Below are 14,349 nucleotides of genomic sequence, written 5' to 3'. Positions count from 1 at the left end.
CCAGGGGCGGCAGGGTGGGCAAGGCGGCACCCCGGCGCCGGGGCAGGCGCCTCGACAGACCCCCGTTCCGACCCAGCCCGTCACCCCAATCGAGCCCCCACCGCTTCGACTCCCTGGTCCCGGCCCACCGTTCGGCCACCCAGAACAACCTGCGCGACCACGGTCACCACCACATTCACCCCGAGCGCGATCAACCCCGTATCCACAGTGCCGACGTCGACACCGCCGAACGTCAGCCAGGTCAGCACCGCCACCCCGGCCACGATCCCGAGCAGCGCGGGCATCGCTCCCAGCCGCACCCGCTTCGCCAGCCCCATCACGATCGCGGGGGCGAGCTGGGTGAGGCCGCCGTAGGTGAGCAGGAGCATGTCGGCGAGGAGGCCGGGGCGGAGCAGCCCGAGGACAAGAGCGAGTCCCGCCGCGACGACCACGCACACATGATTCGTACGGAGTTGAGCGCGGGGCGTGCGCGCGCTGAACAGGTTGCGGGACAGCAGGCTGGAGATGCCCACGACGATCGCGGCGGACGGCACCATCGCCGCCGAGGCCGCCGCGACCGCGACGAGCCCGACCAGCCAGCCGGGCAGCGTCTGTCCGGCGAGGGTGAGGGCGACGGAGTTGGGCTCCGCGCCCTTCGACAGCAGCAGGACGCCCGCGAAGCCGACGATCACCGGGATGCCGAGCGCGATCTGGTAGAGCGGCAGCCAGACGGCGTTCGAGCGCAGGGCGCGCCCGCTGCCCGCGGCGAGCACCGGTGGCCACAGGTGCGCCATGGTGCCGAGCCCGCCGCCGATCGAGGAGATGATGACCGCGGTGACGAAGAACGTGCCGTCGTACCCGGGCTGATTGAGCGTCAGGAGATTGGGGCGGGCGTCGCGGAGGGTGGCGAAGGTGCCGCCGATGCCGCCGTGCACGGACACCGCGACCCCCACGACCAGCACCACGAGCCCGACGATCATCAGCGCGTCCTTGAGGTACGCGACGCGCGCGATGCCGCGGATGCCGGACCACAGGACGAATCCGACGGTCAGGACCGTGGCGAGGACCATGCTCCAGTTGCCGCCCGCCCGGCTGCCGGTGGCGAGCTGCACGATCATGCCGAGGCCGGTGATCTGCAGTTGCAGGTAGGGCAGCAGGAAGACCGCGCCGACGACGGCGACGACCTTGCCGAGCAGCGGGCTGCGGTAGCGGTCGACGAAGAAGTCCGCCTGGGTGAGATAGCCGCCGCGCAGGCCCAGTTGGCGCATGCGCGGGGCCGTGAAGTACTGGAGGACGAAGTTGATGGCGAGGTAGCACAGGGCGTACGACGCGGCGACACCGGCGCCGAACGCCAGCCCCGCGAGGCCGAGGAAGCTGAACGTCGTGAACGACTCCCCGGCTTGCAGGAACCAGGTGGTGAAGGTGGAGAAGCGGCGCTTGCCGACGGTCCACTCCCCCAGCTCCTTGCTGGGGGCCCTGCGCCCGCTGACGCCGACCAGCGCGATGGCGACGATGCCGGCGACGGTGATGACCATGGTGGCGTTCATACGGGTTCCCCGCTCTCGTCGTCGTCGGCCGCCGGGGCGAACCGGTCCACGAGGGCGAGGGCCACGGTCGTGCCCGCCGTCCAGATCAGGCACCAGCACAGGACGGAGGGGATGCCGAGCCACAGGTGCGGTCCGTTGACGAACGGCAGGTACGGCGTACTGAGGAAGGCGAGCACGGGCACGGCGGCCCAGAGCGCGTGCGGTGATCTCATCGGGGCTCCAGCTGAGGGGAGTTGAGCACCTACGGGAGGGTGGGCGCGTGCCGCCCGTGTCCGGTGGCGGCCTCGTGGGCGGCGCCGACCTCGAGGACCAGGCGTTCGGCACGCGGCGGGCCCACGATCTGCAGGCCCACGGGCAGTCCGGACGGGGTGAACCCGGCGGGGACGGAGAGGGCGGGTGCGCCCAGGGCGGACAGGAGGTACGCGGAGCGCATCCAGTCGAGGTAGGTGTGCTGCGGCTGCCCGTCGACGACGTCCGGGTACTCCGACTCGACGGCGAACGGGGCGACTTGGCTGACCGGCGCGATCAGCACGTCGTACCGCTCGAAGAAGGCGACGGCGGCGAGGTGCAGCCGGGTGAGTTCGCCGCGGGCGCGGGCGAGGTCGGCGCCGGTGAGCTTCAGACCCTCCTCGATGTTCCAGATCAGGCTGGGCTTGAGGGCGTCGCGGTGGGCGTCGAGGAGCGGGCCGAACCCCTGGTGGAAGGCGTGCGCGCGCAGCGTGCGGAAGGCGTGCTCGGCGGCGTCGAGGTCCGGGCAGTCCTCGCTCACCCGGCAGCCCAGGTCATCGAGGACGGCGGCCTGCCGGTCGACGACGGCGCGCACCTCGGGGTCGACGGGGACACGGCCGCCGAGATCGGGCGTGTACGCGACCCGCAGGCCCGTGAGGTCACGGGTCAGGGAGGTGCGGTACGAGGCCGGGTCCGGGACCTCCAGGGAGAGCGGGCTGCGCGGGTCGGGTCCGGCCATGACCGACAGCAGCAGCGCGGTGTCGGCGACGGTGCGGCCCATGGGCCCGGCGACGGCCAGGGTCTCCCAGACGTCGCCGGAGGGCAGTGCCGGTACCCGGCCGGGGGTGGGGCGCAGCCCGACGACGTTGCAGAAGGAGGCGGGGTTGCGCAGGGAGCCGCCCATGTCGCTGCCGTCGGCGATGGGGGTGAGCCGGGCGGCGAGGGCGGCCGCGGCGCCGCCACTGCTGCCGCCGGCCGAGCGCGTGGTGTCGTACGGGTTGCGGGTGGCGCCGAAGACGGTGTTGAAGGTGTGCGAACCGGCCGCGAACTCCGGCACGTTGGTCTTGCCGATGCGGATGGCGCCGGCCGACTCGATCCGCTGGACGAGGAGTTCGTCCTCGTCGGGGACGTGCTCGGCGAAGAGCGGCGAGCCGTGCGTGGTGCGCATGCCGCGGGTGAGGTGGGTGTCCTTGAAGGCGATGGGCAGCCCGTGCAGCGGGCCCAACTCGGCGCCGGACGCGGCCCGTTCGTCGGCGCGCGCGGCGGCCCGCGTCGCGCCCTCGGCGTCGAGGGTGACGATGGCGTTGATCGCCGGGTTGACCCGCTCGACGCGGTCGAGGTGCGCGGCGACGACCTCGCGCGCCGACAGCTCGCGGCGGCGGATCCGGGCGGCGAGGTCGACGGCGTCGAGCGCGCAGAGCGCGTCGGCTTCGGCGGGGCTCAGGGGCATGGCGGTCCTCGTGCGGGAGGCGACGGTGTGCGCCCCCACACTGCGGTCAACTGATCGTTTCAGTCAACAGTTCTGCGCCTATGAACTTTTCAGACGCTCAATTCACCAGACTGAAACTTATGGTCATCCACCTGCAACGGGGCGCGGAGAGACTCCACGAGCCGGCACGCCGCTGCGCTTCCACGCCTCGACCACCAGATGGGACTGCACGGCCTCGGCCCGCCGCACCCACGCCGACTCGGTGAGGAACGCGTGCAGGGCCTGCTTCGACGGCTGGGTCACGTCGACCAGGAGCTGGTGCTCCCCCATCACCACGGCCGCGTACCGCACCAGCGGCGACTCGACGAGCAGGCGGCCCACCTCCTCGACCTCGTCGGGCCGGGTCCTGATCCACAGCAGCGCCTCGACCGGCAGCCCGAGCAGCGCGGGCTCCACGGCCGCCCGGATGCTGACGACACCCTGCCGGGTCAGCGACTCCACGCGGCGCCGGGCCGTCGCCACCGACACCCCGGCCACGGCGGCGAGTTCGTCGTGCGTGCGGCGGCCGTCCTCGGCGAGCGCGCGCAGGATGGCGTGCTCGTCGGGCGCGAGCGGCACGTCCGGCACCTCGACCCCGTCCACCGGCCGCGCCGCCGCCCCGGTGAGCGCGGTGATCTCCTCGTCGCCGAGGATCCCCGGCGACCACTCGTGCACGGTGCGGAAGTAGCGCAGCACCGGGGAGACCTGCTGCGCGACCAGCCCCGGCAGCACGGGCACCTCGTCCAGCGTGAGCCGCGCCAACTCGCCCGGCGGGCACTGGAGTTCGGCAACGCAGTCGGCGGCGCCCGCGAGCACGTACGAGAAAATGGTGTCGTCCCTGCGGGCGGTGGCGACGGCGGCGTCACGGACGGCGCCGGGCCGGCAGTTCATCCGCAGGATCACCGTCTCGCCGCGCACCACGAGCCCGCGCACCGCCACGGCGCCGCTCTCCAGGAGCCGAAGACCGCGCCGCGCGACCTTCCGCTCGGGCTCCCCGAGCGCGGTGGCGATCCGCCGCCAAGAGGCACGGCCGTCGATCTGGAGGGCGGCGACGATGCGGCGGTCGAGGCCGTCCAGCGGGCCGGTTGCCGCGCCCGGATTCGGTTCAGTGGTCACCGCACGACCCTAATCACCCCGACGCCCGGAGGCGCCTCCCCGCCCCCTCCAGCTTCGCGATCCGAGCGGAACGAAAGGCAGGACCCGACTCCGGGGAGCCGGGCCCTGCCTGACGTGGGCGCTTACGGGTTCCGCTACACGTTGAAGCGGAATGTCTGCGGTCTGATTCTGACCTGCGGCGGAGGCCCGTCCAGGGCCCTGACCTGGGACTTTCTCGTTGGCATGCGTTGGCTGCGGACTGGCCGGGCGGGCGGAGGCCGAGAAATCCATGGCGCACTGGCGGGACCGGCAAGGACACTGCCCGGGTGAGCGACCGCTACCCGTGTCCCTGCTGCGGGCACCGCGTGCTGGACGCGATGCCCGGCTCGTACGAGATCTGCCCCGTCTGCTTCTGGGAGGACGACGCCATCCAGTTCCGCTGGCCGACCATGGCCGGCGGCGCGAACAAGGTCTCCCTGATCGAGGCCCAGCGCAACTACCAGGACTTCGGCGCCTGCGACGAGCACGGCCGCCGGTTCGTCCGCCCGCCGGCCGAAGACGAGCCGCTCGACCCCGCCTGGCGCCCCATCGACCTGACACGGGACTCCTTCGAGGACTGGGCAACCGAGGACCGCGCCCCGTGGCCCGACGACCACTCGGTGCTCTGCTGGTGGCTCCCCACTTTCTGGCGCCGGGACCACCCGTGACCACCCATATCGAGAAACTCATCCAGCAGCTCGACGACTCGGCCGGCCCGTCGTACGACGCCCGCGCAGAACTGATCGACATTGGCTCCCACGCCATCCCCGCCATCATCGACGGACTGCCCTCCCTCGGCGGCTTCGGGCAGCTGACCGCTATCGAGGTCTTCGAAGAGGTGGCGGACCCACGCTGCGGCCCCGCTCTGATCGCCCTCCTGGGCAGCGAGGACTCCACCGTCCGGGAATGGGCGGCGATTGCCCTGGCGAGCCTGAAGATCGACGGCGCGGTCGAGCCCGTGCGCCGCGCCTATCGCGCCTGCCTGGAACGGGCGACGCCACCGGACTGGAGCGAGCCGGAAGGCATCCGCTGGGCCCTGACGGAACTCGGCGCCCGCACCCCTGTGGTCCCGCCGCTCGCCGCGCGCCTACGAGCCACCGCTGAGGACGACGCCCCGGGCTGGCCCTCGGCCCACTTCACCGAGATCATCAACGACCTGGCCGACCACGCCCAGGTGATCCTTTACTCCCAGTTCTGGCGGGTGGACGCCGGCCGCACGTACGGCATCTCCGACACCGGCCTGGACTGGGAACTCGACTGGACCGCGCCCTGGGAGCACTTGGTCGAAGAGTCCCGCACCTGGTCTCTGCTGGAAGCCTCCGAAGCCCCCCTCGGCGACGACATCTTCGTCGCCCCCACCTGGATCGACCGTACCGACCTGAACCCGGAGAGGTGACGATGCCGTTCCAGCACCCCGAGGAGATCGGCTACGGCTACGTGATCGAGCGCTACGCGGCAAGGAAGGACTCGGGCCACGCGCGCTACCTCGTCCTGAAAAGTGGTCGATTCCTGCGGCCCGAGTGGCCTCACGGCGAACGTTTCGCCCATCACCTCATCGACGACGCGGCCACGATCACCGATGCCGAGCTGGAAGCCCTCCTCGGCTACGAGTGGCGCTCGCGCCTCACCGCCGCATGGCTGATCGGCGTGGACCGCCGCGAACGGTTTCGCGAACGCATCGGCGACCTGCTCCTGGCCAGCGAGGTCTGCTTCTCCGGTAGCGCCTACTGCTTCGCCCTGGCCCGCTTCGGCACCCACGCCGACGCCGAGATCCTCACCGCCTACCTCGCCCACTACCTCCCCCGCACCGACCTCCACTACGACCAGCCCGACGCCCTGAGCGCCCTCCTCCGCCTCGACGCCCTCCTGGGCACCCACCACGCCGACCACTTCACGGAGCCCGACGGCCTCTGGGACGAGTGGGTCAAGGGCGTGGGGCGCCTCGGCTACCCCGACTACACCCCCGCCGAGCTTCGCCGCTGGACGGACCTCCAATGCGACTTCGCCAACGGCTGGACCCGCCCATAGCCAGTGCGGGCGAGAGTGAGCAGGGCTCGCCGACTGACACTCGTAACCACTCTGAACTGTGGTTATGCGGGCGCTTCCCAGCACCATCCCCGCACGGGATTCACCGCAAAGTACAAGAAGATCCCAGAAGCACCAGGACGACGCATCAACGGCCGCCCTGGGTACAGGCCGCGCAGCGCTCCAGACGCTGTAATAGTTTCTGTACTAAAGTTGTGGCCATGAAGTCACCCCGCCCCGGCGGCACGGAGAACATCTCCGTCTCGATGCCCTCGGATCTCCTCGGCGCACTGCGCACGCGCACCGGCAAGCGCGGCGTTTCCGCCTACGTGACCGCGGCAGTCCGGCACCAACTGGCGATGGACGGCCTTGCCGAGATCGTGGCTGCCTATGAAGCCGAGCACGAACCGTTGGGTGACGCCGAGGTTCAGGCCGCGCAGCACGAATTGTTCGGCGACGCGCCGACGCCGTACGCGTCGAACGACAGCGCCGCATGAAAGAGCCTGCGGCCAGGTGCCTGGTGCTCGACTCCCAGGCACTGTCGCTGCTGTTGCGCAACGACCGCCAGATGATCACCCGGATCGAGGCCGCTCGTCGCGTAGGCGTGCCCGTCCTGGTGTCGGCCCTCACCGTGGTGGAGGCCGTCCATGGGAAGACGGACACCGCGCGGCTGCGCTGGCTGCTCTCCCGTCTTCAGGTCCAGGACGCCACCCAGGCGGACAGCCTCACGGCAGTTCAGCTACTGAGCGACGCGGGCGGCCTTCATGGGCACAAGTACGCCATCGATGCTCTCGTCGCCGCGATGGCGCTACGCTCCCCGGCGCCCGTGCTCGTGCTGACTTCCGACCGCGACGACTGGTCGAAACTGTGCGGCGACCGCGTACAGATCAAGGACGTCTGACTCCGGCGTCCACTCAGGGCGCCGTCCCACGGTTCGGCCACTCAGCAGAGCAGCACCAGCACCACATCCTCGTCCCAGCACCAGTCCAGCACGGGAAAACACCAAGGGCCCGACCCCGAAGAGCCGGACCCTCTCCGACCCGCCTGTCTGGCCGGTCAGCGGTGTGGTGATGCGTCAGCCGTTACACGTTGAAGCGGAACTCCACCACGTCCCCGTCCTGCATCACATAGTCCTTGCCCTCCATGCGGGCCTTGCCCGCCGAGCGGGCCTCGGCGACCGAGCCCGTCTCGACCAGGTCGTCGAAGGAGATGACCTCGGCCTTGATGAAGCCCTTCTGGAAGTCCGTATGGATCACGCCGGCCGCCTCGGGGGCCGTGGCGCCCTTCTTGATCGTCCAGGCGCGGGATTCCTTGGGGCCGGCCGTCAGGTAGGTCTGGAGGCCCAGGGTGTCGAAGCCGACGCGGGCCAGCGTGGCCAGGCCGGGCTCCTCGGCGCCGACGGACTCCAGGAGCTCCATGGCGTCGGCCTCGTCGAGCTCGGCGAGGTCCTGCTCCAGCTTGGCGTTGAGGAAGATCGCCTCGGCCGGGGCGACCAGGGCGCTCTGCTCGGCCTTGAAGGCGTCGTCCGTCAGCTCGTCCTCGTCGACGTTGAAGACGTAGAGGAAGGGCTTGGTCGTCAGGAGGTGGAGGTCGTGGAGGAGCTCCTCCTTGCCGGAGCCCTGGACGATCCCGGCCGAGAAGAGGGTGTCGCCCTTCTCCAGGATCTCCTTGGCCTCCTCGACGGCCTTCACCTTCGGGGCGACGTCCTTCTTGATGCGCGACTCCTTCTGGAGGCGCGGCAGGACCTTCTCGATGGTCTGGAGGTCGGCGAGGATCAGCTCGGTGTTGATCGTCTCGATGTCGTCCTTGGGCGAGACCTTGCCGTCGACGTGCACGACGTTCTCGTCCTTGAAGGCGCGGATGACCTGGCAGATCGCGTCGGACTCGCGGATGTTCGCCAGGAACTTGTTGCCCAGGCCCTCGCCCTCGGAGGCGCCGCGCACGATGCCCGCGATGTCGACGAAGTCGACCGTGGCCGGCAGGACCTTCTGGGAGGAGAAGATCTCGGCGAGCTTGGTGAGGCGGGTGTCGGGGACGCCCACCACTCCGACGTTGGGCTCGATCGTGGCGAACGGGTAGTTGGCCGCGAGCACGTCGTTCTTGGTCAGGGCGTTGAACAGGGTCGACTTGCCGACATTGGGCAGACCGACGATTCCGATCGTGAGCGACACGTTGCGACTTCCCGTACAGGAGGAGAGGTGTGGGCGATCCACCAGTCTACGGCCTAGCCGCACCCGCCCCGGCGACGCGTCGAACACGCGAACCAACAACGGTCAAGCTTGAACTAACCGCGTGTCCCACGGCGTATTGCGCACATAAGCCCACCTATGTTGGGCCTGTGGAGCAACACAGGACGCGTCCCCCGCAATCCCGCCCCCGCCGCGGCCGGGCCCCGCTGCCCCCGCAGGCGCAGGGCGAGTCCGGTGACGGGCCGACCGGCGCCCCGTCCGTCGAGTCCGCCACCGTCTGCCGCGCGGGCGGCGGCCAGGGCCGTCGGCTGCCGCCGCTGGTGCGCGCGCTCCGCAGATTCCCCGACCCGCGGCTGACCGGGCTCGGCAGCGGGCTGTTCGCCGCGGCCTCGATGCTGGTGCTCGGGTTCCTCGACGGGCTGCTGTTCGGCGGCGCCGTGGCCGTGTACGGCGTGTTCTTCGTGCTGGTCAGCGGGCTCACCGCGGGCTGGGTGCGCAAGGCGGACCTGGTGACGGCGCCGGTCGCGGTGCCGATCGCGTTCGCCCTCGGCGCCTTCTTCGTCGGGGACGGCGGCGACGGGCTCACCGGCCGCCTCGCCGGCCTGGTGACGACCCTGGCGACGAGCGCGGGCTGGCTGTACGGCGGCACCCTCGTCGCCGGTCTCATCGTCACCGTACGGAAGGTGCGGCTGATGGCGCGCAAGGCCGCGGCCCAGCGGCGGGCCGCGCGGCAGGAGCCCGCGGAGCACCAGCAGCCGCAGAAGGCGCCCAAGCCGCGACGGGCCTAGGGCCTGTCTCAGGCCTCGCGCGCCGCCATCGCCGCGCCGACGATCCCCGCGTTGTTCTGCAGCTGCGCCGGCACGATCTCCGCCTTGATGCCCTTGATCAGCGGCACGAACTTGTCGGCCTTGCGGCTGATGCCGCCGCCGATGATGAACAGTTCGGGCGAGAACAGCATCTCCACGTGCGCGAGGTACTTGGTGACGCGTCTGGCCCAGTGCTCCCAGCTCAGGTCCTCGTCCTCGCGGGCCTTGGTGGAGGCCCGCTTCTCGGCGTCGTGGCCGTTCAGCTCCAGGTGGCCGAGCTCGGTGTTGGGCACCAGGGTGCCGTCGGTGAAGAGCGCGCTGCCGATGCCCGTGCCGAAGGTGAGCAGCAGCACCGTGCCGGTGCGGCCGCGGCCGGCGCCGAAGTGCATCTCGGCGACGCCGGCGGCGTCCGCGTCGTTCAGGATCGTGACGGGCAGCCCGCCGAGCTTCTCGCTCAGCAGGGCCCGCGCGTCGACGTCGACCCAGCTCTTGTCCACGTTGGCCGCGGTCCGGATCGTCGAGCCGCCGGTGACGACGCCCGGGAAGGTGATGCCGACCCGGTCGCAGCCGCCCGCGAAGTTCTCCACGACCTGCTTGACCCCGTCGGCCACCGCGTCGGGGGTGGCCGGCTGCGGGGTCAGCACCTTGAACCGCTCCTCGGCGAGATCACCGCGCTCCAGGTCGACCGGAGCGCCCTTGATCCCTGATCCGCCGATGTCCACACCGAAGATCTCCATGCGCTCCACGTTACGACGGGAGACGCACGGTCACTTCCCGGAGGTGGAATCCGCCCGCTCCACGAGGGCGGCGGCCTCGGCGCGCAGATCGCGGCGGAGCTCCTTGGGCAGCGAGAAGGTGATGGACTCCTCGGCCGCCTTCACGATCTCCACGTCCGCGAAGCCGCGCTGCGACAGGTACTCCAGGACCTCCTCGACGAGGACGTCCGGCACGGAGGCGCCGGAGGTGACGCCGACCGTGGTGACGCCGTCCAGCCAGGACTCGTCGATCTCGCTCGCGAAGTCCACGAGGTGCGCGTCCTTGGCGCCGGCCAGCTTGGCGACCTCGACGAGGCGGACCGAGTTCGAGGAGTTGCGCGAGCCGACGACGATGACCAGGTCGGACTCGGCGCCCATCTGCTTCACGGCGAGCTGGCGGTTCTGCGTGGCGTAGCAGATGTCGTCGCTCGGCGGGGAGACGAGGCCCGGGAACTTGGTCTTCAGGGCGTCGACGGTCTCCATCGTCTCGTCGACGGAGAGCGTGGTCTGGGAGAGCCAGACGACCTTCTCCGGGTCGCGGACCTCGACCTTGGCGACGTCCTCGGGGCCGTCGACCAGCGTGATGTGGTCCGGGGCCTCGCCGGAGGTGCCGATGACCTCCTCGTGGCCCTCGTGGCCGATCAGGAGGATGTCGAAGTCGTCGTTGGCGTAGCGGATCGCTTCCTTGTGGACCTTGGTCACGAGCGGGCAGGTGGCGTCGATGGTCGCCAGCTTGCCGCGCTCGGCCTCCGCGTGGACGGTCGGTGCGACACCGTGCGCCGAGAACATCACGATCGAGCCCTCGGGGACCTCCTCCGTCTGCTCGACGAAGATGGCGCCCTTCCGCTCCAGGGTCTGCACGACGTACTTGTTGTGCACGATCTCGTGGCGGACATAGATCGGGGCCCCGTACTGCTCCAGGGCCTTCTCGACGGCGATCACGGCACGGTCCACACCGGCGCAGTAGCCACGGGGAGCGGCGAGCAGGACACGGCGGGAGCCAGTCGTAGCAGTCATGTCCCCCATCGTAAGGCCGAGCCCGGGAGGCCAAAGATCGCCCGGCTGGGGAGACTGGTGGGGCCCGGAGCCTGTCCGATCAACGGAGGCACGATGTCCGTACCCGCCGCGTCCGAAGTCCCCGGGCCCCCCGAGCCCCCGGACGGCAAGCTCCGCCGGAACCTCGGCTTCCGGGATCTGGTGGTCTACGGGCTTCTGTTCATCGCCCCCATGGCGCCGGTCGGCATCTTCGGCACCCTGGACGCGAAGTCGCACGGCGCGGTCGCGCTGGTCTACATCGTCGCCACGATCGCCATGGCGTTCACCGCTTTCAGCTACGCCCAGATGGTGCGGGTCGCCCCGCGCGCGGGCTCTGTGTACGCCTACGCACGCGTGGGGCTCGGCAAGGGGCCGGGTTTCATCGCGGGCTGGATGGCGATGCTCGACTATCTGCTGATCCCGGCGGTGGCCTACCTGTTCTCCGGGATCGCGATGAACTCGCTGGTGCCGGACGTGTCGCGGTGGGTGTGGACGGCGCTCGCCGTGGTGATCACGACCCTGCTCAACCTGTGGGGCGTACGGGCCGCGGCCCGGGTCGGCTTCGCGGTCCTGGCGCTGGAGATCGTGGTGCTGGTGATCTTCATCGTCTCGGCGATCGTGGTGCTGGCGACGGACGGGGCGCAGCGCGGCTGGCTCTCGCCGCTGACCGGGGACGGCACCCAGGGCGCGTTCGCGCTGTCGGCGGTGCTCGGCGCGGTGTCGGTGGCCGTCCTGTCGTACCTGGGCTTCGACGCCATCGCCACGTTCGCCGAGGAGGTCACCGGCGGTTCGGCGAAGGTCGCGCGGGCGGTGCTGTTCTGCCTGGTGCTCACCGGTGTGCTGTTCGTCGCGCAGACGTATCTGGCGGCCCTGCTGGAACCGGCGACGTCGGCGCAGATGGCGGCCGACCCGGCGAAGCAGGGCTCCGCGTTCTACGACACCGTGGACGCGTCGGTCGGGAGCTGGCTGCACGATCTGGTGGCGGTGAGCAAGGCGATCGGCGCGGCGTTCGCGGCGCTGGCCGGGCAGGCGGCGGCGGGCCGGCTGGTGTTCGCGATGGCCCGCGACCGGCGGCTGCCGAAGGTGCTGTCCCGGACGGACTCGGGCGTGCCGCGGGCCGCGCTGCTCGTGGCCGCGGTGATCACGCTGGTCGCGGCGGTCTGGGCGGCCCGCCGCGACGACGGTCTCGACCAGCTGACGTCGGTGGTCGACATCGGCGCGCTGACCGCGTTCACGCTGCTGCACGCCAGCGTCGTGGGCTGGTTCGTGGTCCGCCGGGCGGGCGGTCCCGTCAGCTGGTGGCGGCATCTGCTGGTGCCGGTGATCGGTGCGGCGATCGCCGTCGCGGTGATCGTGGAGGCGTCGGGGACCGCGCAGGTGGTCGGCGCGATCTGGCTGGTGGTCGGGCTCGTGGTGCTGGTGGCGCAGCGCGGGCGGGCGGCGGATACGGCGTAGCGGTCCGCCGGCCGCCCGGCTCGGGGCGCAGGGGTCAGCGGCGGCGGTTCCCGCGCATCCGTCCGAAGGCCAGGGCTCCCGCGCCGGCGGCCATCAGGGCCACCGCGATACCGCCGATGACGGCGGTGCCCCGGGCGTCGGTTCCGGTGTGCGCGAGGCCGGGGCCGGTGGGCGAGGGGAGCGGGGTGCCGGGTGTCGTGGGGGGCGGGGTGGGCGGCGTGGGGGTGCTCGTCCCGCCGCTCGGGGCCGGGGTCGGCGTCGGGGTGCCTCCGGAGGGGCTGCCGGAGGGGCTGCCGGAGGGGCTGGGCGTGGGCGACGGGGTGTCCGACGGGGACGGCGAGGGAGTGGGGGTGGGGCTGTCCGTCGGAGTCGGAGTCGGGGTGTCCGACGGGGACGGCGAGGGAGTGGGCGATCCGTTGGCCGGCGTGGGTGTCGGCGTGGGCGATTCACCGGTCGGGGTCGGCGTCGGCGACGGCGTCTCACCCGGCTGCGAAGGCGTCGGCGACTCGTCCGTCGGCGTCGGGGTCGGGGTCGGCGATTCACCGGTCGGGGTCGGCGTGGGCGTGGGCGTGGGCGTGGGCGTGGGCGTCGAATCGTCCTCGCACTGAACGGCGGCGTCGAACGGGTGGTAATGCATCTCCCCCGCGTCGACCTTGTTCCCGCCGACCGCCGCCGTCGACCCCTGTACGAGCGACTTGACGACGACGTCGCCCTCGATGTTCGAGGAGTCCAGGTCGATGAACTCGGCGCCGGGCGCGTAGACCGTGCCCTCGATCTCGTCGCCGTCGGGGTTGGTGATCCGGGTCGCGTCCGGGAAGTCCCACAGGATGTGGTTCTCGGAGTTGCCGACGCCGGCCATGGTCGGGGCGTGCCAGGTGTAGTCGCCGCCCTCGGCGGTGGTGTCCACGACGACGACCAGGGGCGCGGCGGCCGTCGGCTGGTCGAGCAGCGTCAGGTTGGAGATGTTGTCGAGCATCGCGCCGGTGAGGTGCAGCACGTTGGTGCGGGTGCTGTCGAGGGAGAGCTTGATCTGGGAGCCGGGCGGCACCGTGGACTGGTCCGGGAGCGGGTTGCCGTTCCCGTCGCGCAGGACGACGTTGTCGGTGCAGCCCGCCATCCGCGCGGCCCGTTCCCGGTACGAGGTGAACAGCGCGGGGAAGTCCATCAGGTCGGCGGGACCCACCTGCGCCGGAGTCTCGCGGGTGGTGAGTTCGATGCGCGGGGTGGCGTCGTAGCCGGCGCCCTGGGCGTCGACGCGGGTGTTGACCGCGGCGCCGTTGCCGTCGGTGTTCCGCGCCTGCCCGCCGGTCATGTCGCCGATCTTCACGTAACCGTTCTGGAGGATCCTGAGGACGCCGGACGGGTCGCTCTGGTCATAGCGGACGCGGCCGCCGACGAGCAGCGCGGTGGGCTGCGGGTCGCCCGGGGCGACGTAGGAGCCCGCGCTGTTCAGGGCGACGTTGTAGCCGGCGCCGAAGCGCAGGTCGCCGCCGACCGCGACCGGGCCCTCCGACTCGGTGCTGCCGAGGTAGGCGTCGTCCTCGGTGATGACGCCGAAGCCGTTGTTGCCCGCCACCGGGTTGCCGACGGTGACGGTGTCGCGGGCCGCCGCCGCGGGGGCGGAGCGGACCGGTGCGGCGGCCACCAGGGCGCAGGCGCACACGGCGCCGGTCGCCGCCACAGCCACCGGGACGGCTGTCCTGATCAGATTTGTCATACCGGGCGACG

The 14,349-nt window shown here is 71.3% G+C and carries 15 protein-coding genes; 7 read left to right on the top strand and 8 right to left on the bottom strand.

The annotated features are described in order from the left end of the window. Positions 1 to 80 precede the first annotated feature (80 nt). The 4 genes from ABII15_RS24875 to ABII15_RS24860 form a co-directional block, all read right to left on the bottom strand. Positions 81 to 1,526 (bottom strand): sodium:solute symporter family protein, encoded by a 1,446-nt coding sequence (locus tag ABII15_RS24875; RefSeq protein ID WP_353944510.1) that lies wholly within the window; start codon positions 1,524 to 1,526, stop codon positions 81 to 83. Beyond that, complete coding sequence (locus tag ABII15_RS24870; protein ID WP_353944509.1) at positions 1,523 to 1,738, bottom strand: hypothetical protein; 216 nt, start codon at positions 1,736 to 1,738, stop codon at positions 1,523 to 1,525. Before ABII15_RS24870 ends, ABII15_RS24875 begins: the two co-directional genes overlap by 4 nt. 29 nt (positions 1,739 to 1,767) lie before the next feature. Beyond that, a complete protein-coding gene (locus tag ABII15_RS24865; RefSeq protein ID WP_353944508.1) occupies positions 1,768 to 3,204 on the bottom strand; it encodes an amidase in 1,437 nt (478 codons plus the stop codon). A gap of 123 nt (positions 3,205 to 3,327) precedes the next feature. Next, the gene (locus ABII15_RS24860) at positions 3,328 to 4,338 is read right to left on the bottom strand and encodes an Lrp/AsnC family transcriptional regulator (protein ID WP_353944507.1); all 1,011 of its coding nucleotides are present in this window, start codon (positions 4,336 to 4,338) and stop codon (positions 3,328 to 3,330) included. A 305-nt stretch (positions 4,339 to 4,643) separates the two neighbouring features. Between ABII15_RS24860 and ABII15_RS24855 the strand changes: the two genes are divergently transcribed. The 5 genes from ABII15_RS24855 (at position 4,644) to ABII15_RS24835 (ending at position 7,282) form a co-directional block, all read left to right on the top strand. Next, positions 4,644 to 5,024: a CPCC family cysteine-rich protein gene (locus ABII15_RS24855; RefSeq protein WP_353944506.1), complete on the top strand. Its 381-nt coding sequence runs from the start codon at positions 4,644 to 4,646 to the stop codon at positions 5,022 to 5,024. Further along, positions 5,021 to 5,752: a HEAT repeat domain-containing protein gene (locus ABII15_RS24850; RefSeq protein ID WP_353944505.1), complete on the top strand. Its 732-nt coding sequence runs from the start codon at positions 5,021 to 5,023 to the stop codon at positions 5,750 to 5,752. Before ABII15_RS24855 ends, ABII15_RS24850 begins: the two co-directional genes overlap by 4 nt. Positions 5,753 to 5,754: 2 nt before the next feature. Beyond that, positions 5,755 to 6,384: a DUF6000 family protein gene (locus ABII15_RS24845; protein ID WP_353944504.1), complete on the top strand. Its 630-nt coding sequence runs from the start codon at positions 5,755 to 5,757 to the stop codon at positions 6,382 to 6,384. A 218-nt stretch (positions 6,385 to 6,602) separates the two neighbouring features. After that, positions 6,603 to 6,878 (top strand): hypothetical protein, encoded by a 276-nt coding sequence (locus ABII15_RS24840; RefSeq protein WP_353944503.1) that lies wholly within the window; start codon positions 6,603 to 6,605, stop codon positions 6,876 to 6,878. Beyond that, positions 6,875 to 7,282 (top strand): PIN domain-containing protein, encoded by a 408-nt coding sequence (locus ABII15_RS24835; RefSeq protein WP_353944502.1) that lies wholly within the window; start codon positions 6,875 to 6,877, stop codon positions 7,280 to 7,282. Before ABII15_RS24840 ends, ABII15_RS24835 begins: the two co-directional genes overlap by 4 nt. Positions 7,283 to 7,463: 181 nt before the next feature. On the opposite strand, the gene ychF is transcribed toward ABII15_RS24835, so the two are convergent. After that, the gene (gene ychF / locus ABII15_RS24830) at positions 7,464 to 8,552 is read right to left on the bottom strand and encodes a redox-regulated ATPase YchF (protein ID WP_353944501.1); all 1,089 of its coding nucleotides are present in this window, start codon (positions 8,550 to 8,552) and stop codon (positions 7,464 to 7,466) included. Between the two features lie 167 nt (positions 8,553 to 8,719). Between ychF and ABII15_RS24825 the strand changes: the two genes are divergently transcribed. After that, positions 8,720 to 9,358: a DUF6542 domain-containing protein gene (locus ABII15_RS24825; RefSeq protein WP_353944500.1), complete on the top strand. Its 639-nt coding sequence runs from the start codon at positions 8,720 to 8,722 to the stop codon at positions 9,356 to 9,358. An 8-nt stretch (positions 9,359 to 9,366) separates the two neighbouring features. Here ABII15_RS24825 and ppgK read toward each other — a convergent pair whose 3' ends face one another. After that, entirely contained in the window at positions 9,367 to 10,113 is a 747-nt protein-coding gene (gene ppgK, locus ABII15_RS24820) for a polyphosphate--glucose phosphotransferase (RefSeq protein ID WP_353944499.1), read from the bottom strand. 30 nt (positions 10,114 to 10,143) lie between these two features. Beyond that, complete coding sequence (locus ABII15_RS24815; protein WP_353944498.1) at positions 10,144 to 11,157, bottom strand: 4-hydroxy-3-methylbut-2-enyl diphosphate reductase; 1,014 nt, start codon at positions 11,155 to 11,157, stop codon at positions 10,144 to 10,146. Positions 11,158 to 11,241: 84 nt separating this feature from the next. Here ABII15_RS24815 and ABII15_RS24810 point away from each other — a divergent pair, with 84 nt between their 5' ends. Then, a complete protein-coding gene (locus ABII15_RS24810) occupies positions 11,242 to 12,621 on the top strand; it encodes an APC family permease (protein WP_353944497.1) in 1,380 nt (459 codons plus the stop codon). A gap of 34 nt (positions 12,622 to 12,655) precedes the next feature. Here ABII15_RS24810 and ABII15_RS24805 read toward each other — a convergent pair whose 3' ends face one another. Next, entirely contained in the window at positions 12,656 to 14,338 is a 1,683-nt protein-coding gene (locus ABII15_RS24805) for a choice-of-anchor A family protein (RefSeq protein WP_353944496.1), read from the bottom strand. Positions 14,339 to 14,349: the final 11 nt, after the last annotated feature.

Origin of the sequence: Streptomyces sp. HUAS MG91 (genome assembly GCF_040529335.1) — a bacterium.
In the GTDB taxonomy this organism is placed as follows: domain Bacteria; phylum Actinomycetota; class Actinomycetes; order Streptomycetales; family Streptomycetaceae; genus Streptomyces; species Streptomyces tabacisoli.
The sequence above is the reverse complement of the archived record's forward strand: the minus strand, read 5'-3'. Positions and strand labels throughout refer to the sequence as shown.

Excerpts from the sequence above, each read along its gene's own strand:
- ABII15_RS24875 (WP_353944510.1), bottom strand. The coding sequence starts at position 1,526 with ATGAACGCCACCATGGTCATCACCGTCGCCGGCATCGTCGCCATCGCG.
- ABII15_RS24870 (WP_353944509.1), bottom strand. The coding sequence starts at position 1,738 with ATGAGATCACCGCACGCGCTCTGGGCCGCCGTGCCCGTGCTCGCCTTC.
- ABII15_RS24865 (WP_353944508.1), bottom strand. The coding sequence starts at position 3,204 with ATGCCCCTGAGCCCCGCCGAAGCCGACGCGCTCTGCGCGCTCGACGCC.
- ABII15_RS24845 (WP_353944504.1), top strand. The coding sequence starts at position 5,755 with ATGCCGTTCCAGCACCCCGAGGAGATCGGCTACGGCTACGTGATCGAG.
- ABII15_RS24840 (WP_353944503.1), top strand. The coding sequence starts at position 6,603 with ATGAAGTCACCCCGCCCCGGCGGCACGGAGAACATCTCCGTCTCGATG.
- ABII15_RS24835 (WP_353944502.1), top strand. The coding sequence starts at position 6,875 with ATGAAAGAGCCTGCGGCCAGGTGCCTGGTGCTCGACTCCCAGGCACTG.
- ppgK (WP_353944499.1), bottom strand. The coding sequence starts at position 10,113 with ATGGAGATCTTCGGTGTGGACATCGGCGGATCAGGGATCAAGGGCGCT.
- ABII15_RS24815 (WP_353944498.1), bottom strand. The coding sequence starts at position 11,157 with ATGGGGGACATGACTGCTACGACTGGCTCCCGCCGTGTCCTGCTCGCC.
- ABII15_RS24810 (WP_353944497.1), top strand. The coding sequence starts at position 11,242 with ATGTCCGTACCCGCCGCGTCCGAAGTCCCCGGGCCCCCCGAGCCCCCG.
- ABII15_RS24805 (WP_353944496.1), bottom strand. The coding sequence starts at position 14,338 with ATGACAAATCTGATCAGGACAGCCGTCCCGGTGGCTGTGGCGGCGACC.